The following is an 18,177-nucleotide window of genomic DNA, read 5'->3' on the forward strand; positions in this document are numbered from 1 at the left end:
GGCTTGCCGTCCAGTCGTTTTCGTTGCCGAATTCTGCCAGCCAGAACAATGTTCATACGTACGCCGCACCGCGAACTGGCCTGAAATTTGCGTATCCGCAAATTGTGATTTACGCTGCGCCAACTTTCGGTCCTCCTTTGCCCTGCTTCTTCCCCTCAATGCACCACTTGCGCGCGGTCCGCACCATCTTCCAATGAGCGTCACGGCTTCATCACCTTCCGCAGTCCAGGCGGACTTTCTCGTCATCGGTGCCGGCATCGCCGGCGCCTCGGTTGCGCACTGGCTCGCACCGCACGGCCGGGTCGTCGTGCTCGAGCGCGAAGACCAGCCCGGCTATCACTCGACCGGCCGCTCTGCCGCGCTCTTCATGGAAAGCTACGGCACGCAACAGGTGCGCGCGCTCACGATGGCGAGCCGCGCTTTCTTCGAGAACCCGCCGCCCGGCTTCACCGCCCATCCGCTGCTGACGCCACGCGGCGCCATGATGATCGCGGCGCCGGGCCAAGAGGCGCATCTCGATGAGCACTGGGAGGTGTTGCGCGGCATGGGCAAGGGCGCGCAACGACTCGATACCGCCGGCGCCCTCGCGCTGGTGCCGGTGCTGCGCGCGGAGCAGGTCATCGGCGCCGTCTACGAACCCGACGCGGCCGACATGGACGTACACGCCATTCACCAGGGTTATCTGCGCGGCATGCGACAAGCCGGCGGCAAGTTGGTTTGCAACGCGCCCGTCGATGCGATGGAGCGCACCGCGCAAGGCTGGCGCGTGCGGGCTGGCGGTGTCACGTATGAAGCGCCTGTCGTGCTCAACGCAGCCGGTGCCTGGGTCGACACCATCGCGAAACTGGCCGGCGTGCAGCCGATCGGCATCGAGCCACGGCGGCGCTCGGCCTTTATCTTCGCGCCGCCGGAGGGCGTCGACGCATCGCGTTGGCCGATGGCTTTCGGCGCGACCGAAGACTGGTACATCAAGCCCGACGCCGGCATGCTGCTCGGTTCGCCGGCCAACGCCGACCCGGTCGAGCCGCAAGACATCCAGCCAGAAGAGTTCGACATCGCGCTGGCGATTCACCGCATCGAAGAGAACACCACGCTCGCGATCCGCCGGCCGACGCGCACCTGGGCCGGGCTGCGCTCCTTCGTCGCCGATGGCGATCTGGTGGGCGGCTTCGACGACGCAGTGCCCGGCTTCTTCTGGGTCGCGGCGCAAGGCGGCTACGGCATCCAGACCTCGCCCACGATGGGCGAAACCTGCGCGGCACTGGCGCGCGGGCTGCCGGTGCCGGCGCACGCCGCGTCGTTTGGTCTCACCGCGGAGATGCTCGGCCCACAGCGGTTGCGCAAGGCCGCAGCCCTTTCACCCACCTCTTAAGGAGCCCCCCATGCGTGTCTTCAGCGGATCTCTCGCCACCGAAACCAACACCTTCGGACCGATGCCGACCGGCCTCGCGTCGTTCAAGGACCGCGGCTACTACGCCGCGGGTAAGCACCCCGATGCGATGACGTTCTTCTCGGGGCCGCTGTGGGCGGCCCGCCTTCGCGGCAAGGAACTCGGCTGGGACCTGGTCGAGGGCATGGTTGCCGGCGCGCAGCCCAGTGGCACCACGACGCGGCACGCTTACGAAACGCTGCGTGAAGAGTTGCTGGCCGACCTCGCCGCCGCATTGCCGGTCGACATGGTGGTGCTCGGCCTGCACGGGGCCATGGTCGCCGACGGCTACGACGATTGCGAGGGCGACCTGCTCACCCGCGTGCGCGCACTCGTCGGGCCCAAGGTCGTCGTCGGCGCCGAGCTCGATCCGCACTGCCACCTCACACCGGAAATGATCGCGCAGGCCGACCTGCTGATCGCCTTCAAGGAGTACCCGCACACCGACGTGCTGGAGCGCGGCATCGAGCTGGTCGACCTCTGCGCAGCCATGGTCGAAGGCAAGATCAAGCCGGTGGCCTCGGTGGTCGACTGCGACATGATCGTGACCGTCCACACCTCGCGCAATCCGGCGCGCGCTTTCGTCGATCGCCTGCAGTCGCTCGAAGGCAAAGACGGCGTGCTGTCGATTTCGGTTGCACACGGTTTCTCGTGGGGCGACGTGCCCGAGATGGGCACCAAGCTGCTGGTCTATGCCGACGGCGACCAGGCCAAGGCCGATGTCCTGTCACGCCAGCTGGCCGACGAACTGATCGGCATGCGCGAGGCGCTGGCGGTGCGCTATCCGGACATCGACAGCGCGCTCGACGAAGCGCTGGCTTTCGCTGGCGGCCCGGTCGTGTTGGCGGACGGCGCCGACAACCCCGGCGGCGGCGCGGCGGGCGACTCGACCTTCATCCTCCGACGCATGATCGAACGTGGCATCGACAACGCTGCGGTCGGTCCGATGTGGGACCCGATCGCTGCACGCATCGCATTCGAGGCCGGAGAAGGCGCACGGCTCGCGCTGCGCATCGGCGGCAAGATCGGCCCGATGTCGGGCGACCCGCTCGACCTGATGTGCACGGTCAAGGCACTGCGCCACGACATGGTGATGACCGGCCTGGCGAATACGCCGGTGGCGCTTGGCGACTGCGCGCTGGTCGAGGCCAACGGCATAGAGGTCGTGCTGATCACGCTGCGCAATCAGGCGATGGGCACGGATGTGTTCACGCAGCTCGGCTGTGACTTGGCTTCTAAAAAGATCATCGTGGTGAAGTCTTCGCAACACTTCTACGCATCGTTCTCCAAGGTCGCGAAGCACGTCATCTACGCGGGCGCGCCGGGCGCCGTGACCATCGATTTGTCGACCTTGCCGTACCGCAAGGCGCGCATGCCGAAGTGGCCGCTGGTGCCCACCGTCGCCGCTGCCTGATTCCCTTCTTTGTTTTCAGCCCAACTCACCACCGGAGTACCGACGATGAAACGACGCACGCTTGCCACCCTCGCTGCATGGGGCAGCCTGGGCCTCTCTCTGGCGCTTGCCGGCCTGCCCGCGCAGGCGCAGACCAAGACATTGAAAGTCGTCGCGCATGCCGACGTGAAGATCCTCGACCCGACCTTCACCACCGCCTATATCTCGCGCAACTTCGGCTACATGGTCTACGACACGCTCTTCGCGCAAGACGCTACCGGCAAGCCGCAACCGCAGATGGTCGACAAGTACGCCATGTCGAAAGACGGCAAGCAGTGGAGCTTCTCGCTGCGGCCCGGATTGAAGTTCTCCGACGGCAACCCGGTGACCTCGGCCGACGTGGTCGCATCGCTGCAGCGCTGGGGTGCACGCGACAGCCTGGGCCGTGCCATGGGCGCGGTCGGTGCCGAGTGGAAAGCCGTCGATGCCAACAACTTTTCGCTGACGCTGAAGGAGCCTTTCGGCATGGTGCTCGACGCGCTGGCCAAGCCCTCGGGCTTTCCGCCGGTGATCCTGCCGGAGCGACTTGCCAAGATGCCGGCGACTTCGCCGCTGACCGAAGTGCTCGGCTCCGGCCCCTTCATCTTCAAGCGTGACGAATGGGTCCCAGGCAACAAGGCGGTGTTCGTGCGTAACCCCAACTACGTGGCGCGCAGCGAACCACCGAGCGGTTTGGCCGGCAGCAAGAAGAGCAACTTCGATCGCGTCGAATGGCTCTATCTGCCAGACGCCAACAGCGCCATCGCAGCGCTGAAGAACGGCGAGGTCGATCTGGTCGAGCAAGTGCCGCCGGACTACATCACGCCGCTGCGCACCGACAAGAACGTGAAGATCGGCGCCGGCGGCTCGTACCAGGGCTTTCTGGTGCTCAACCACATGTACCCGCCGTTCAACAACCCGAAGGCGCGACAAGCGCTCGCGATGGCGGTCAATCAGGAGAAGTTCACCGCGGCGATGGGTTATCCGCTCGATATGCGCGTGACCTACTGCGCGACGTATTTCATTTGCGGTGGCCCCAATGAAACCAGCGCCGGCGCAGAGCCCTATCGCAAGACCGATCTGGCAAAGGCCAAGCAGTTGCTCGCCGAGTCGGGCTACAAAGGCGAGAAGGTCGTGCTGCTGGTGCCGACCGACGTCACCTACCTGAACGCCGAAGCGCTGATGGCTGCGCAGACGATGCGCAACATGGGCATGAACGTCGACATGCAGAACATGGACTGGGCCTCGATCGGCGCGCGCCGTGCCAAGAAGGATGCGCCCGACGCTGGCGGCTGGAACATGTACGTGACGGTGGCCGGCGAGTTCGACGTCAACTCGCCCATTACCAACGCCTATCTCAGCGCGGCCTGCGGCAACTCGCTACCCGGCTGGCCTTGCGACAAGGAACTGGACGAACTGCGCACCGCCTGGATCAAGGAAACCGTGCCGGCCAAGCGCAAGGAGCTGCTCGACGCCTTCCAGAAGCGCGCCTACGAAGCGATCCCGTATGTGAACGCAGGCCAGTATTCAGCAGCCTTCGCGGCACGTTCCAACATCAAGGGCATCGACAAGCTGTGGTCTGGCATGCCGGCGGTGTGGGTGCTCGACAAGTAAGCAGTCGAACCAGAGACCCGAGACTTTCGCCATGGGCTACATCCTTCGCCGCCTGCTCGCCACCCTGCCCGTGATGGCGGTGGTCGCCGTCGTGGTGTTCCTGCTGATTCACCTGTCGCCCGGCGACCCGGCGGCGCTCATCGCCGGCGACCTGGCGACCGGTGAAGACATCGAGAAACTGCGCACCGCGCTGGGCCTCGATCAACCGTTGTGGCAGCAGTTCGCGCTGTGGCTAGGGCGCCTCGCGACCGGCGACCTCGGCATCTCGATCTTCACGCAGGTGCCGGTGACGCGACTGCTGGCGCAGCGACTGGAGCCGACGGCATCCATCGCGGCACTCACCATGCTGCTCACCTTGCTCATCGCCGTGCCGCTCGGCACGCTGGCGGCCTACCGCGCCGGCAGCTGGATCGATCGGCTGGTCATGCTCTTCGCGGTGCAGGCCTTCTCGGTGCCGGTCTTCATGATCGGCTATCTGCTGGTCTACGTCTTCGCGATCCAGTTGCCGTGGTTCCCGGTTCAGGGCTACTCGCGCATCGCGGACGGCGTCGGCCCGTGGCTGCGCAGCCTGGTGCTGCCTTGCGTGAACCTCGCGCTGGTCTATATCGCACTGGTCACTCGCATGACGCGCGCGACCGTGCTCGAAGTGCTGCACGAAGACTACATCCGAACCGCGCGCGCCAAAGGTCTCGGTGTGCTGCCGGTGCTGGGGCATGCGCTGCGCAATGCAGCGATCCCGATCGCCACCACCATCGGCGTCGGCATCGCGTTGCTGATCGGCGGCGTGGTCGTCACCGAGACCGTGTTCGCCATTCCCGGCGTCGGCCGGCTCGTGATCGATTCGGTGCAGCGCCACGACTATCCGGTGATCCAGAGCGTGCTGCTGATTTCGGCCGGCGTGTATGTGCTGATCAATCTGCTGATCGATTTGAGCTACCGCCTGTTCGACCCGCGCATCCAGTACTGAACGCCACCGCCTCATGTCTACCGCTCTGCCTCCTGTCGTGCCCGATTCAATCGCTGCAGCAGACGTCCCCTTCGTGCTGCCACGTTGGCACTGGGCGCGCAAGCACCCGACGCTGATCATCGGCGCGCTGCTGCTGATCGCGATCGCGGCGCTGTCGATCGCGGCACCCTGGATTGCTAATTTCGACCCGCAGGACATCGACCCGCTGGCGCGCATGCAGCCGCCTTCGGCCGAGCACTACTTCGGCACCGACGCGCTCGGGCGCGACGTCTTCAGCCGCGCCGTGTGGGGCGGGCGCGTGTCGATGATCGTCGGCCTGTGGGTCGGCGTGCTGGCGACCGTGCTGGGCGTGCTGCTCGGCCTGCTCGCGGGCTTCGTGCGGTGGGCCGACACGCTGGTGATGCGCATCATGGACGGGCTGATGGCGATCCCCGGCATCCTGCTGGCGATTGCGCTGATGGCGGTGACGCGCGCCAGCCTGACGACGGTGATCGTAGCGATCACCATCCCCGAGATCCCGCGCGTCGTACGCCTCGTGCGCTCGCTGTCGCTGACGTTGCGCGAACAGCTCTATGTCGAAGCGGCGCATGCCGTCGGCACCCGGCTACCGGTGATCCTGGCGCGCCACGTGCTGCCCAACATGGTTGCGCCGCTGATCGTGCAGGCGACCTTCGTGGCAGCGGCCGCGGTGCTGACCGAGGCCGCGCTGTCGTTCCTCGGTGTCGGCATCCCGGCGCAGACGCCGAGCTGGGGAAACATGATGGCCGAGGGTCGCAACTTCGTCGCGGTGGCGTTCCACATCATCCTGTACCCCGGCATCCTGCTGGCCATCACGGTGCTGGCAATCAACCTGCTGGGCGATGGCTTGCGCGATGCGCTGGACCCGCGTCTGGCACGTCAGCTATGAACGCGCAGCGCACAGGAACACCCACCCGATGAAAGCCCTGTCCCGCATCGCATTGCCCACCGGCGAGCCATTGCTCGAGGTCGACAACCTGCGCACCCACTTCGACACGCTCACCGGCCCGGCCCGCTCGGTCGACGGCGTCTCCTACACCGTGCGCGCCGGCCAGACGTTGGGCGTGGTCGGCGAATCCGGCTGCGGCAAGAGCGTGACTGCGCTGTCGATCATGCGGCTGCTGGCCACACCACCCGCGCGCACCAGCGGTTCGGTGCGGTTGCGTGGCATCGACCTGCTGAAGCTGAGCGAACGCGAGATGCGGCAGATCCGCGGCAACCGCATCTCGATGATCTTCCAGGAGCCGATGACCTCGCTCAACCCGGTGCTGACCATCGGTCGGCAGATCGCCGAGACGGTGCAGGTGCATCAGAAGGCCAACCGCGCCGAAGCCTTGGCGCGCGCGGTCGAGATGCTGCGCGTCGTGCAGATTCCGGAGCCGGAGCGGCGGGTTCATGAGTACCCGCATCAACTCTCCGGCGGCATGCGACAGCGCGTGATGATCGCGCTCGCCCTTGCCTGCAACCCCGAGGTGCTGATCGCCGATGAGCCGACCACCGCGCTCGACGTGACGATCCAGGCGCAGATCCTCGACCTGATTCGCCGGCTGCAGAAGGAACTCGGCATGGGCGTCGTGATGATCACGCATGACCTGGGCGTGGTGGCCGAGAGCTGCGACCGCGTGGTCGTCATGTACGCCGGCCGCACGGTCGAGGAGGCCGACGTGATCGACCTGTTCGAGCGGCCACTGCATCCGTACACGCGCGCGCTGATGGCGTCGATGCCTTCGATGAACACGCACAGCGCGCGGCTGACCGAGATCCCGGGGCTGGTGCCTTCACCGCAATCGCCGCGTCATGGCTGTGCCTTTGCGCCGCGCTGTATGTATGCCAATGCGCGCTGCGTGGCAGAAGTGCCTGGCCTGACGAATCATGGCGATCCCCGACAACCCGGCGAACGTCACACCGCTGCCTGCTTCGCGGTCGAAGAAGGTCGCATCGACCATGAAGAAGGTGCCATCGCATGAACGCGGCTGTCCTCGATCCAGTGACGCCTCTCGCAGCGGCTTCAACGACGTTGCTCGAAGTCACGAACCTGAAGAAGCACTACGCCGCACCCAAACGCTGGCTCGCCAAGCAGAAGCCGCCGGTGCAAGCGGTCGATGGCGTCTCCTTCACCGTCGCGCGCGGCGAGACGTTGTCGCTGGTGGGAGAGTCGGGCTGCGGCAAGACTACGACCGCCAAGTCGGTGATGCGGCTGATCGAGCCGACCTCGGGCTCCGTGCAGCTCGATGGCGAAGAGCTGACCACGCTGAGCCCCAAGCACATGCGGCTGCGCCGGCGAGATGTGCAGATCATTTTTCAGGACCCTTATGCGTCGCTGAGTCCGCGGCTGGCAGCGGGCGAAATCGTGGGCGAGCCACTGCGCAACTTCGGCATGTCACGTGCGGAGCGGCACGAGCGCGTGACCTGGTTGTTCGGCAAGGTGGGCCTGCGACCCGAATCCGTCAGCAGGTTCCCACACGAGTTTTCTGGCGGCCAGCGACAGCGCCTGGGCATCGCGCGGGCACTGGCGCTCAACCCCAAGCTGATCGTCTGCGACGAGCCGGTGTCGGCGTTGGACGTGTCGGTGCAGGCGCAGGTGGTCAACCTGCTGATGGACCTGCAGGCGGAGTTCGGCATCGCCTACCTCTTCGTGGCGCACGACCTGGCTGTCGTGCGCCACATCAGCCATCGGGTGGCGGTGATGTACCTCGGACGCATCGTGGAGGTGGCCGATCGCGACACGCTGTTCTCGGTACCGCGGCATCCGTACACGGAGATATTGTTGTCGGCGGTGCCGGTGCCGAACCCGCGCACGCCGGCCAAGCGGATGCTGCTGCAGGGCGATCCGCCGAGCCCGGCGAACCCGCCGTCGGGCTGCCGGTTTCATACGCGCTGCCCGATCGCCAAGGACATCTGCAAGCAACAAGACCCGACGTTGAGCGAGCGCGATTCCGCTTCGACCGGCGGGCACTGGGTGGCTTGCCATTTCCGCTAGCCGCATAAGACAGACGCTACAGCCGACCGTCAACTTCGCACCCACGCCGTAACCCAACAAAGGATTTCCCATGACGCCAGCGCCAAGCCATTACGACCTGCTCATCCACGGCGGCACCGTCATCGACGGCACCAAGGCGCCTCGTTTCATCGCCGATATCGGCGTGATCGACGGTCACATCGCAGCCATCGGCAAGCTCGACGGCTGCACGGCAGACCGCACGCTCGACGCGACCGGCCGTATCGTGGCGCCGGGCTTCATCGACTCGCACACGCACGACGACCAGGCAGTGCTGTCGCAAGCGGCGATGCCCTTCAAGGTGTCGCAAGGCGTGACCACGGTGGTGGCCGGCAACTGCGGCATCAGCGCCGCACCGCTGCGCGCCGACATGGAACTGCCGATGCCGCTGAGCCTCATCGACTCGCCCGCCGAAGGTCGCTTCACGACGTTCAAGGCGTACCTGGATGCGCTGCGCGCGACGCCGTCGTCAGTGAACGTGGCGGCGATGATCGGCCACTCGACCTTGCGCGCGTTGACCATGGGCGACCTGGATCGGCCAGCCAACGCTGCGGAAATCGCGGCCATGCGGGCGCATGTCGAAGAGGCGATGCAAGCGGGTGCGATCGGCCTGTCGACCGGCACCTTCTATCCGCCGGCGGTCAAGGCCACGACCGAGGAAATCATCGAGGTGAGCCGCCCGCTGAGCAAGCGCAGCGCGGTCTACGCGACCCACATGCGCGACGAGGGCGATCACGTGATGGAGGCACTCGAAGAGACCTTTGCGATCGGCCGTGCGCTCGACATCGCGGTGGTCGTGTCGCATCACAAGGTGCAGAACACGCACAACTTCGGCCGTACCAAGGTCACGCTGCCCTTCATCAGAGAAACGATGAAGCACCAGTGCGTGTCGCTCGACTGCTACCCGTACACGGCCGGCTCGACCATGATCCGCACCGACCGCGGCATGCTCGAAGGCCGTGTGCTCATCGCCAGCAGCGAGCCGCACCCCGAGTGCGCCGGCCGCGACCTGGCGGACATCGCCACAGAATGGGGCATCCCCAACGACGCGGCCGCTCGCAAGCTGCAGCCGGGCAGCGCGATCTATTTCATGATGGACGAAGACGATGTGCAGCGCGTGCTGGCGTTCGACGAGACGATGATCGGCTCTGACGGCATCCCGCTCGGCGACAAGCCGCATCCGCGCTTGTGGGGCACTTTCCCGCGAGTGCTAGGCCACTACAGCCGCGACATCGGTTTGTTCCCACTGGAGACCGCGGTGTGGAAGATGACCGGGCTCACTGCGCGCAACTTCGGCCTGCACGGCCGCGGCACGTTGAAGGTCGGACAGCACGCCGACATCGTGATCTTCGATGCGGCCACCGTTCGTGATGCTGCAAATTACGAGACGCCGACAAAGCCGGCGGAAGGCATCGATACCGTGATCGTCAATGGGACCATCACCTGGCATCACGGCGTGCACAGTGGTGCGCGCAGCGGCCAGGTGATTACGCGCCGGGACAAGGTGACGGCGGAAGCGTCGTAAGCCCTCTTCAGGCGCGGCGCGCGGGCGCGGGCTCGATATGGCGTTGCATCGCAGCGATTCCGGCCTGAACGGCCTGGCTACGCGTAGGTTGCGGCGTGGCCGCTTTTTCGAGCGTAGCGCGAGGCAAGCCGAAGACTTCACGCCCCAGCACCGCCCACAAGAAACGTCCGCTGATGGGTTCGTCCACAACCAATTCCAATCCTCTTCGCACGTCGATACCTCTGAGTTCCATTGATGAGGACTCGATTGGACTTGGGCTGTGCATGGCTGCGATGTGCGGATTTCACGCTTTCGCAAAGTAGGTAACAAAACGCGTGTCGGCGATGCTTTTTGCCAACGTCGGCTGCACTTCAATGGCAGCCCTCGAACGGGCTGGCCGGATCGCAGGCGACGGTTCCCACCGGTCTGCTCGTTGGGAGCACCGCGACAGCGTGATGCTGCACACCCTGGCATCTCCCGTCCGCAATATCGGCAGGGTCGCAGGTGCATTCGCCGGAACCCACGCGCGCGCCTTTCATGACGCCCGATCCTCTCGGAAAAGCGCAATGCGCGACCCGCGCCGCGCAGTACCACGCAACCTTTTCTCCACCTTTTCGAACCGCCTCGGAGGCGGGTCCCGGATCGCATGAATTCGATGCGCACCGGGCGTCGCGTGCGCCCCATTCGCTCATGGGCCCAGGGTCGGCACCTGCCGCCAAGCAGATACCCCCCAATGGAATCTTGCCGGGAAACAGCGTGTCCGCTTGCGAGGCATCTCCGGCCAGCCACAGAAGCAGCGCAAAAACAGCAGTCGTGAAACGCATGGTCGTCCTCGTATCCATGACAGACGTCACGGTCAAGAAAAGTCTCGCGTTCTCGCAGCCTTAGCGAAATATCTCGAAGGGCGACCATGGGCCCGCTACTCGATCTATCCCCTGGTCAATTTGGCTAAATGGTCATCGGCCACCGTTCATCGGCAGACGACCGTCGTGCCCACAGGCTGGCACCTCTGGCCGTTGAGACCTTGATAGCTCTGCAATTTGCCGTTCGGGTTGTAGCGATTGCCGAGCGTGTCGTTGCAGCCGCCGGCATCGCACGAGCGGAGTTGCGGTCGCATGTCTTGCGGCGGGCCGGGTTGGCGGTACCTGCTGTCGGGATACGCGTAAGGGTATGGATATGGCGTGCCCGCGCTGTCGTCCGCGTATTCAGCGGCACGACGTTGGCGTTCCAGCGCGCGTCGCTGTGCTTCGGCACGTTCTTCGGCGAAGCGATCGGCCGGTGGCGATTGCGGCGTTCGCGTTGCCGATGGCGGCACGGACGATGACGGTGGCCGCTCCGGCGGAGCCAGCCGCGGGTCGGTGGCCTCGGGGCCCATCACCTGTTCTGCGCTGCGCGTATCGGCCGGACACTTCTGATCGGTGTAGCTCACGTTGCCGGCACTATCGACGCAACGAATGACCTGGGCGTGCGCCGCTCCGCATGCCAGGGCGCCGGCGTTCAGACAGAGCGCGAAGACGAAGAGGTGTCGCATGGGTTTCCATTGTCCTCAGTTCGAGTGCGGAGTGAATTGCGTGAATCGCATCACACCATCGTCGACGGCACCGAAGCGCATCGCCACCCTGTCGCTCAGGTAGTTCTGGTTCAGCTTGAATGGCCGGGTCACCCCCTGCCGAGGCAACTGGCCAGCGGCACGCTCAAAGTAGCCCGATGAAAAATCGGTCCATGGACGCAGGGGCGCGTCGGGAGCCAGCGCGGGAACCAAGCACTGTCGTGCGCCGGTCTTTCGCATGTGATTGAGCAACCTGCAAACGTAGCGCGCGGTGAGGTCCGCCTTGAGCGTCCACGACGCGTTGGTGTAGCCGAAAGTGTTGGCCATGTTGGGGACGCCGGTCAACATAAGACCCTTGTAGTTGACGCTGCGCGAAGGCTCCACACGCTGGCCGTCCACATACAAGGCGGTGTTGCCCAGCACCGCCAGCTTCAGTCCGGTGGCCGTCACGATGATGTCGGCATCGAGCAAGGCGCCCGACGCGAGGCGCAAACCGGTCTCGGTGAAGGACGCGATGCGGTCTGTCATCACGGAGGCTCGCCCGGACTTGATCGCTTCGAAAAAATCACCATCGGGCACGAGGCACAGGCGCTGCTCCCAAGGGTTGTAGCGCGGCGTGAAGTGGGTGGCGATGTCGACGCCCGGCCCGAGCGCCCGGTGCACCCCACCGAGCAACAGCTTGCGCATGCGCTGCGGACGGTGCTTGCAGAGGGCGACCACGAACTGGCTCAAAAGCACGTTCTTCCAGCGCGCAATGCCGAGCGCCACACGCTGAGGCAAGTAGCGCCGCAGCCGGACGTCCAGTGCGTCGACCGACGGACGCGCCGCCATCCAGGTCGGAGAGCGCTGCAGCATCGTCACGTGCGCTGCCTTGTCAGCCATGGCCGGCACCAGCGTCACGGCGGTGGCGCCACTGCCGATCACCACCACGCGCTTGCCCGCACAGTCCAGATCGGCAGGCCAGTGCTGCGGATGCACGATCCGCCCTTTGAAGCGGGCCTCACCGGGGAACTCGGGCCGGTAACCTTGGGCGTAATCGTAGTAGCCACTGCACATGAAGAGGAAGCCGCAGCGAATGGACAACGCGTTGTCCCCTGCAGCGCGGCCAACTTCCACACACCACTCCGACTTGGACGAGGACCATTCCGCGCGCAGCACCTTGTGGCCGAAGCGAACCTTGCTGTCGATGCCATGCTCTTGCATGGTGTCGCGCAGATAGTCGAGGATGGCGGGCCCTTGCGCGATGGCTTTGGCATCGGTCCACGGACGGAACGAGAAGCCGAGCGTGTGCATGTCGGAATCGGAGCGCACGCCGGGATAGCGAAACAGATCCCATGTGCCGCCGCTCGAGGGCCGCGCCTCCAAGATTGCAAAGCTCCGGTCGGGGCAGTGCTTCTGCAGGTGGTACGCCGCGCTGATGCCGGAAATGCCGGCACCCACGATCAATACGTCAACGAATTCATCCGCCATCGAGTGTCCTTTTCAGGTCGTCCGCGGCCGAGTTTCACGCGAAGCTGGCGAAGGGCGCAATCAGGTCGATCACCGCCCTCGTGGCGGAGCACCGCCTCAGGAAGCGCAGCTCAACTTCAGCGCCTCGATACGACCGCCGAAACCCAGCTTGCGCACCAAGCCGCCTTCACGGCTGTTGGCTGGAAAGTCCACCACGCGGTCCTTGAACATCGCGTGCTCGTAGACCTGCAGCGTCGCTTTGGGGCCGACCGACACACTGTCGATTTCGCGCTTGAGCGCGCGTGCGGTGCCTTTGTCCATGCTCTCGGCTTCCGCCGGTCCGACGAGGGTCACCATGTCGCCTTCGAAGTTGCGCTGCGAGTAGAACTGCGCCCAGCAGCCGGACTGTAATGCCGGATCGGTGATCTGCACCGGCACCAGCAGGATCGTCGGATCCGGGCTGTTTACCGCGGTTGTCGTGGTCGACGGCGCGGTGCTGCAAGCACCGAGGGCCAATGCGAACGTGAGCGCGATGGCTGAAGCGAAGGGAGTGGTTTTCATGGGGTGCGCAACGGTGTGAAAGTAAGAAACACGGAGGTTAGACGCCGTCTCGTGCAGTCGCCACGGAAGCGCAGGCCGTGACCCTGTAGGCGCACTTCTTCAGCGCCGTCAGGGTGGCGTCGCACCGACACAGCCCCTTTTTGGAGGACGTTTTCAAGTCGGTCGCGTCAGAAAGCGCACTAAATCACGATCGAAAACAAATGTTTCCACCCAACATTTTGTGAGCCGCACTTGCGTCCGAATGTAACTAAAATGGATTACATGAACGACGATACAGATACCAATTTCGGCTGGTGGACCGACAAGCCGGAACGCGCCACCCGCACCGCAGCGCTCGAGCGAAGCCGGCGCGAATACCGCAACAGCGGCGGCTCGCGCGTGTGGCTGCACGCGGGGCTGGTGATCGCATTGATGGTCGCCTTTGGCGTGTCGATCGTTTCTCTCGCAACCCGCTGATCGAACCTCATGGCCAACCAAAAAAACACTCGCTCCGGCAACGACACAGGCTTTGCCGATTTGAGCAAGGCCGATGGAACCGGAGATCCCGCGCGCCGCGTATCGTGGCTGTGGATCGCGGCGGCGGTCGTCGCAGTCCTCGTCATTCTGGCCGTGGTCGTCCTTCGCTGAACCGCCCTTCGCTCGGGCGCTGAACTGCCCAACCGCTCAACGCTCGATCGTCTTGTTCCAGCGCGCGTTCCAGGCGGGACGGTTCGCGTTGATGCTTTCCCAGTCAACTGTGATCGCGGTCTTCATGTAGCCGTTGATTGCAGCGACCTGCCCCACCCCTTCGCCGACGGCCGGCGCCTTCGGATTGGTCGGGATCTGGCTGCCGTACTGCAGCACATTCGCTTGAGCCAGCGGCGACAACAGGAACTCGGCGAGCTTTTGTGCGAGTTCGGGCTCGCTGTTGTTGGCGATCACGCACTGGCCGACCATCAACACGACAGAGCCTTCTTTCGGGTTCGCGTACTCGACCGGAATTCCCTTTACCTTGAGCGCGGCCACGGCGGTTGGCGTCAGCGGAAAGATAGCCGCTTCATTCGTCTGCACCATCTCGGAAATCTTGGCCGAGCTCGGGATGTACTCCAGCACGTTCGGCCCGATGGTCGTGGGCCAGGCCTTGAAGCCAGGCTCGACGTTCTTGTCGTTGCCACCCTGGATGCGGTTGAACATCAGGAAGCCGTGCAGTCCGAACGACGATGCCGACACCGACTGGAACACGACCTTGCCCTTGAACTTGGGGTCGGCCAGGTCCATCCACGAGGTCGGCGCGGCCCAGCCCTTTTCCTTGAACATCTTCGCGTTGTAGGCGAGGCCCGTCACGCCCAGGCTCACCCCGCTGGCCATGTCGTCCTTGAAGCGCGCGGCCGGATAGATGTCGTTGAGCGCAGCACTCGGGCGCTGCTTTTCGCAGAGACCCATGCCGATGGCGCGCACCATGATGCCGTCGTCCAGGAACATCACGTGCATCTGCGGCTTGTCCTTGTTGGCCTGCGCCTTGGCCAGGATGTCCGACGAGGTGCCCGGCACCACGACGACCTTCGCGCCGTAGAGCTTTTCGAAGGCAGGGAACACGTACTGCGAATACGCCTTCTCCATCGTGCCGCCGTTCATGCCGATGTAGATCGTCTTGGTCTGGGCGTTTGCCATGCCGCACGCGGCAAGGGCGGCAACCGCGGTCACGGTGAAGAGGGCGCGGCGCGACGCGATGGGCTGTTGGGTGGAGCGGATGGAGCGGAACATGGGCTTTCCTTTCGAGGGTGGGGACGAGGAACGGGAAACGAAATGACTTACGAGGCAAGCGCCGGCGTTGCTTCCGGCACGGATGAAAAACGGTCGACCGCGAAGGCACCGATGGGTGTGCGGGTGCGGCCGTCGCGCGCCAGATCGGCGAGCACCTCGCCGACGGCCGGTCCGATCTGGAAGCCACCGCCGGAAAAGCCGAAACCATGGAACAGACCCGGCGTCGTGCGACTCGGGCCGATCACCGGCTGACGGTCGGGCAGATAGCCTTCGGTGCCGCCCCACGTGCGAATGAAGTGAGCATTGCGCAACATCGGCAGCAGCTCGATTGCCTGCTTCGAAAGCAGGGCGATGGTGTCGCGATCGGAGCGCGAGCGGTCGGCATCGAGCAGGCGACCCGGACCGCCGCCCAGCACCAGATTGCCCCGCGCGACCTGGCGGCAATACACGCCGCCACCTTCCACGCCAAGGCTCCACTGCATGAAAAACGGCAACGGCTCGGTGACGGCCATGGCGGGGCTGCGCGAAACCATCGGCACCACATCGCCGAACTGTTCAGCGATGGTGATGGCCCACGCGCCAGCGCAGTTGAGCAGGACCGGCGCCTCGACGTGGATCGCGTTGCCTGATTCCAGATTCAAAGCCCGCAGATGAAAGCGCTGGCCGTCGTGCGCGATCTCATCGACGCGCGTGCCCTCATGGACTACCGCACCGGCACGCCGCGCGGCCATCGCGAAGGCCGGCGACACCAGCCGCGGATTGGCCTGGCCGTCTTCGGCGCAGAGCGATCCGCCGACCGCCTTGCCGCCGAGCCACGGACACTGCGCACGAAGCGTGGCGCCCGACAAGATTTCAATGCCGAGATCGAAATCGCGCGCCCTGTCGCGATAGCTTTCGAGCGCTGCCAGGTCGGCCTCGCTGCGTGCGATCTTGAAGTGGCCGGAGCGCAGGTATTCGCCATCGGTGCCGATGAGTTCGGGCAAGCGCCCCCACATTTCGTGCGCGCGCTGTGCCAACGGCAACTGGCTGAGCGGCCGACCCTGGCGGCGCACGCCACCGTAGTTGATGCCGCTCGACCGCGAGCCGCACAGGTCGCGCTCCAGCAGCAACACGCCAAGCCCCATGCGGCGCAAAGCGAGCGCGGCCGAACTGCCGACGATGCCGCCGCCGACGATGGCCACATCGGTGGCGATGCGGCGCGTCATCCGCCGGCTCCTTCGCTCGCTACGTGCATCAGGTGAATCGGGATCGGCTTGATGGGTGCCTGACCACGCAGGCGACCGACCAGTTGCACCGGCTTGCCGACGGCGTGCGCAAGAATTTCCGCCGCCGCCACGCCGCACATGCGGCCCTGGCAACGACCCATGCCGACTCGGCTCAAGGCCTTGAGCCGATTGAGTTCATCGGCACCGCTGTCATGGATGGTCTGGCGCAGCTCGCCTGCCGTCACGTTCTCGCAGCGGCACACCACGAGCTCGTCGGGTGCGTGCGCTGCCCAATCTTGCGGAAACGGAAAGGCGCGTTCGAGGCCCTCGCGAAAACGCGACAGCTTTGCAAGCTTGCGCTCGAGTTTTCGCGCACGGTCGGCGTCGATGTGCACGCCTTCGTCGGCGAGCAGTGACAGCGCTGCCAGTTCACCGGCCCACTCTGCGGCATCGGCGCCCATGATGCCGGCGCCATCGCCCGCAAGGTACACACCGGCCACGCTGGAGCGGCCCACCGCATCGCGCTCGGGCAGGTGCGCCCGCTGCATCGGTGCGAAGGCGAAGCGGCAGCCGAGCAGGTCTGCCAATTGCGTCTCGGAGCGCAGCGCGTAGCCGAAGCCGATGGCGTCGCAATCGAGCGTGTGCTCGCGGCCGTCTTGCTCCCACACGACAGCGCTCGTGCGCTGGTCGCCAAGCACGCGCACGGGCCGCACGCCGCTGTGCAACGCCACGCCATGCGCACGCAACCAGCCGACGTAGTACACGCCCTTCATGAAGACAGCAGGCTGCGTCAGCAGGGCCGGGACCGCGGCCAGTTGGTCGGCGAAGCGCGCGGTGTCGAGCACCGCCGCCACGTCGACGCCGGCCTTCGCATACTGGTACGCGACCAGATACAGCAACGGCCCGGTGCCCATGAACACCACGCGGGAGCCTATCGTGCAACCCTGAAATTTGAGCGCCACCTGCGCACCACCGAGCGTGTACACGCCGGGCAAGGTCCATCCCGGCACGGGCAGCACACGGTCGGTCGCCCCCGTCGCGACGATGAGCTGGCGATAGGGCACGGTGTGCGTGGTTTGCGTCGGTCCGTGCATCACGTCGAGCCGCCCGTCCTGCACGTTCCAGACCAGGCTGTCGGGTTGGTAGTCGATTGCATCGACCACGGCATCGATCGCGCCATGCAGCGCTGTCGCGCGGGACGCTTCCATGCCGTAGAGCGATTCAGGCGCACGCTTGAAGTGCACCGGCGGGCGGCGATAGATCTGGCCGCCGGCGCGAGATGCTTCATCAATGAGCACGGGCCTGATGCCGTAGCCGGCCAGCGTCTGCGCGGCACGGATGCCGGCCGGTCCGGCGCCGACGATCACCGGCTGCAACGCGAGGGTCGTCTTCATGCAAGCGCTCCGTCCGTAGCGCCTGATCTGCCTGTAGTGAGCGCCATTCCCGGCTCAATGAACGTCGAGCAGGCACGCAGCCGCGCGCCATCGGCCGTCTCGACCCAGCAGTCCTGGCACGCACCCATCATGCAGAAGCCGGCCCGCGCCTCACCGCTGAACTCGTTGCGCCGCAGCCTGCCGACCTGCGTGAGCATGGCCGTCAGCACCGTGTCGCCGACCAGCGCGCTCGCAGCCACACCGTCGATGCTGAAGGCCACGGCTTCGCGATCTTGTTCAGCGACGCGGCGCAGCAGGGGTTGGAATGAAGACAT

Annotated in this window: 18 protein-coding genes; 10 read left to right on the forward strand and 8 right to left on the reverse strand. The window is 65.4% G+C overall.

The window, feature by feature from the left end; all coding sequences use genetic code 11:
* Window positions 1-193: 193 nt before the first annotated feature.
* From QN397_RS09715 to QN397_RS09750, 8 genes are all read left to right on the forward strand, one after another.
* Entirely contained in the window at window positions 194-1,372 is a 1,179-nt protein-coding gene (locus QN397_RS09715) for an FAD-binding oxidoreductase (RefSeq protein ID WP_323497930.1), read from the forward strand.
* A 10-nt stretch (window positions 1,373-1,382) separates the two neighbouring features.
* Window positions 1,383-2,843 carry a M81 family metallopeptidase gene (locus tag QN397_RS09720; RefSeq protein ID WP_323497931.1) on the forward strand — a complete coding sequence of 487 codons (1,461 nt, stop codon included), beginning with the start codon at window positions 1,383-1,385 and terminating at the stop codon, window positions 2,841-2,843.
* A gap of 45 nt (window positions 2,844-2,888) precedes the next feature.
* Window positions 2,889-4,475: an ABC transporter substrate-binding protein gene (locus QN397_RS09725; protein ID WP_323497932.1), complete on the forward strand. Its 1,587-nt coding sequence runs from the start codon at window positions 2,889-2,891 to the stop codon at window positions 4,473-4,475.
* A gap of 31 nt (window positions 4,476-4,506) precedes the next feature.
* On the forward strand, window positions 4,507-5,442 hold the full coding sequence (locus tag QN397_RS09730) for an ABC transporter permease (RefSeq protein ID WP_323500786.1): 936 nt from the start codon (window positions 4,507-4,509) through the stop codon (window positions 5,440-5,442).
* Window positions 5,443-5,455: 13 nt separating this feature from the next.
* Window positions 5,456-6,349, forward strand: a complete 894-nt coding sequence (locus QN397_RS09735; protein WP_323497934.1) for an ABC transporter permease — start codon at window positions 5,456-5,458, stop codon at window positions 6,347-6,349.
* Between the two features lie 28 nt (window positions 6,350-6,377).
* The gene (locus QN397_RS09740) at window positions 6,378-7,427 is read left to right on the forward strand and encodes an ABC transporter ATP-binding protein (protein ID WP_323500787.1); all 1,050 of its coding nucleotides are present in this window, start codon (window positions 6,378-6,380) and stop codon (window positions 7,425-7,427) included.
* Window positions 7,424-8,440: an oligopeptide/dipeptide ABC transporter ATP-binding protein gene (locus QN397_RS09745; protein ID WP_323500788.1), complete on the forward strand. Its 1,017-nt coding sequence runs from the start codon at window positions 7,424-7,426 to the stop codon at window positions 8,438-8,440. Before QN397_RS09740 ends, QN397_RS09745 begins: the two co-directional genes overlap by 4 nt.
* A gap of 70 nt (window positions 8,441-8,510) precedes the next feature.
* Window positions 8,511-9,983, forward strand: a complete 1,473-nt coding sequence (locus QN397_RS09750) for a D-aminoacylase (protein ID WP_323500789.1) — start codon at window positions 8,511-8,513, stop codon at window positions 9,981-9,983.
* 7 nt (window positions 9,984-9,990) lie between these two features.
* Here QN397_RS09750 and QN397_RS09755 read toward each other — a convergent pair whose 3' ends face one another.
* From QN397_RS09755 to QN397_RS09770, 4 genes are all read right to left on the reverse strand, one after another.
* Window positions 9,991-10,170 carry a hypothetical protein gene (locus QN397_RS09755; RefSeq protein WP_323497938.1) on the reverse strand — a complete coding sequence of 60 codons (180 nt, stop codon included), beginning with the start codon at window positions 10,168-10,170 and terminating at the stop codon, window positions 9,991-9,993.
* Between the two features lie 762 nt (window positions 10,171-10,932).
* Complete coding sequence (locus QN397_RS09760) at window positions 10,933-11,493, reverse strand: DUF4124 domain-containing protein (RefSeq protein WP_323500790.1); 561 nt, start codon at window positions 11,491-11,493, stop codon at window positions 10,933-10,935.
* 15 nt (window positions 11,494-11,508) lie between these two features.
* Complete coding sequence (locus QN397_RS09765) at window positions 11,509-12,981, reverse strand: NAD(P)/FAD-dependent oxidoreductase (RefSeq protein ID WP_323500791.1); 1,473 nt, start codon at window positions 12,979-12,981, stop codon at window positions 11,509-11,511.
* Window positions 12,982-13,077: 96 nt separating this feature from the next.
* Complete coding sequence (locus QN397_RS09770) at window positions 13,078-13,521, reverse strand: hypothetical protein (protein ID WP_323500792.1); 444 nt, start codon at window positions 13,519-13,521, stop codon at window positions 13,078-13,080.
* A 261-nt stretch (window positions 13,522-13,782) separates the two neighbouring features.
* Between QN397_RS09770 and QN397_RS09775 the strand changes: the two genes are divergently transcribed.
* Complete coding sequence (locus QN397_RS09775) at window positions 13,783-13,977, forward strand: hypothetical protein (protein ID WP_187052933.1); 195 nt, start codon at window positions 13,783-13,785, stop codon at window positions 13,975-13,977.
* 9 nt (window positions 13,978-13,986) lie between these two features.
* Window positions 13,987-14,148: a hypothetical protein gene (locus tag QN397_RS09780; protein ID WP_323497942.1), complete on the forward strand. Its 162-nt coding sequence runs from the start codon at window positions 13,987-13,989 to the stop codon at window positions 14,146-14,148.
* 36 nt (window positions 14,149-14,184) lie between these two features.
* On the opposite strand, the gene QN397_RS09785 is transcribed toward QN397_RS09780, so the two are convergent.
* The 4 genes from QN397_RS09785 to QN397_RS09800 form a co-directional block, all read right to left on the reverse strand.
* The gene (locus QN397_RS09785) at window positions 14,185-15,171 is read right to left on the reverse strand and encodes an ABC transporter substrate-binding protein (protein WP_323500841.1); all 987 of its coding nucleotides are present in this window, start codon (window positions 15,169-15,171) and stop codon (window positions 14,185-14,187) included.
* A gap of 140 nt (window positions 15,172-15,311) precedes the next feature.
* A complete protein-coding gene (locus QN397_RS09790) occupies window positions 15,312-16,469 on the reverse strand; it encodes an FAD-dependent oxidoreductase (protein ID WP_323500793.1) in 1,158 nt (385 codons plus the stop codon).
* Window positions 16,466-17,863: an FAD/NAD(P)-binding oxidoreductase gene (locus tag QN397_RS09795; protein WP_323500794.1), complete on the reverse strand. Its 1,398-nt coding sequence runs from the start codon at window positions 17,861-17,863 to the stop codon at window positions 16,466-16,468. The genes QN397_RS09790 and QN397_RS09795 overlap by 4 nt, the downstream gene beginning before the upstream one ends.
* A complete protein-coding gene (locus QN397_RS09800; protein WP_323500795.1) occupies window positions 17,860-18,177 on the reverse strand; it encodes a (2Fe-2S)-binding protein in 318 nt (105 codons plus the stop codon). The genes QN397_RS09795 and QN397_RS09800 overlap by 4 nt, the downstream gene beginning before the upstream one ends.

Origin of the sequence: Variovorax sp. RTB1 (assembly GCF_035018765.1) — a bacterium.
Lineage (GTDB): Bacteria > Pseudomonadota > Gammaproteobacteria > Burkholderiales > Burkholderiaceae_C > Variovorax.

Bases quoted from the DNA above. Each gene is read 5' to 3' on its own strand.
- QN397_RS09715 (WP_323497930.1), top strand. From the start codon at position 194: ATGAGCGTCACGGCTTCATCACCTTCCGCAGTCCAGGCGGACTTTCTC.
- QN397_RS09720 (WP_323497931.1), top strand. From the start codon at position 1,383: ATGCGTGTCTTCAGCGGATCTCTCGCCACCGAAACCAACACCTTCGGA.
- QN397_RS09725 (WP_323497932.1), top strand. From the start codon at position 2,889: ATGAAACGACGCACGCTTGCCACCCTCGCTGCATGGGGCAGCCTGGGC.
- QN397_RS09730 (WP_323500786.1), top strand. From the start codon at position 4,507: ATGGGCTACATCCTTCGCCGCCTGCTCGCCACCCTGCCCGTGATGGCG.
- QN397_RS09735 (WP_323497934.1), top strand. From the start codon at position 5,456: ATGTCTACCGCTCTGCCTCCTGTCGTGCCCGATTCAATCGCTGCAGCA.
- QN397_RS09740 (WP_323500787.1), top strand. From the start codon at position 6,378: ATGAAAGCCCTGTCCCGCATCGCATTGCCCACCGGCGAGCCATTGCTC.
- QN397_RS09745 (WP_323500788.1), top strand. From the start codon at position 7,424: ATGAACGCGGCTGTCCTCGATCCAGTGACGCCTCTCGCAGCGGCTTCA.
- QN397_RS09750 (WP_323500789.1), top strand. From the start codon at position 8,511: ATGACGCCAGCGCCAAGCCATTACGACCTGCTCATCCACGGCGGCACC.
- QN397_RS09760 (WP_323500790.1), bottom strand. From the start codon at position 11,493: ATGCGACACCTCTTCGTCTTCGCGCTCTGTCTGAACGCCGGCGCCCTG.
- QN397_RS09765 (WP_323500791.1), bottom strand. From the start codon at position 12,981: ATGGCGGATGAATTCGTTGACGTATTGATCGTGGGTGCCGGCATTTCC.
- QN397_RS09770 (WP_323500792.1), bottom strand. From the start codon at position 13,521: ATGAAAACCACTCCCTTCGCTTCAGCCATCGCGCTCACGTTCGCATTG.
- QN397_RS09775 (WP_187052933.1), top strand. From the start codon at position 13,783: ATGAACGACGATACAGATACCAATTTCGGCTGGTGGACCGACAAGCCG.
- QN397_RS09780 (WP_323497942.1), top strand. From the start codon at position 13,987: ATGGCCAACCAAAAAAACACTCGCTCCGGCAACGACACAGGCTTTGCC.
- QN397_RS09785 (WP_323500841.1), bottom strand. From the start codon at position 15,171: ATGGCAAACGCCCAGACCAAGACGATCTACATCGGCATGAACGGCGGC.
- QN397_RS09790 (WP_323500793.1), bottom strand. From the start codon at position 16,469: ATGACGCGCCGCATCGCCACCGATGTGGCCATCGTCGGCGGCGGCATC.
- QN397_RS09795 (WP_323500794.1), bottom strand. From the start codon at position 17,863: ATGAAGACGACCCTCGCGTTGCAGCCGGTGATCGTCGGCGCCGGACCG.
- QN397_RS09800 (WP_323500795.1), bottom strand. From the start codon at position 18,177: ATGTCTTCATTCCAACCCCTGCTGCGCCGCGTCGCTGAACAAGATCGC.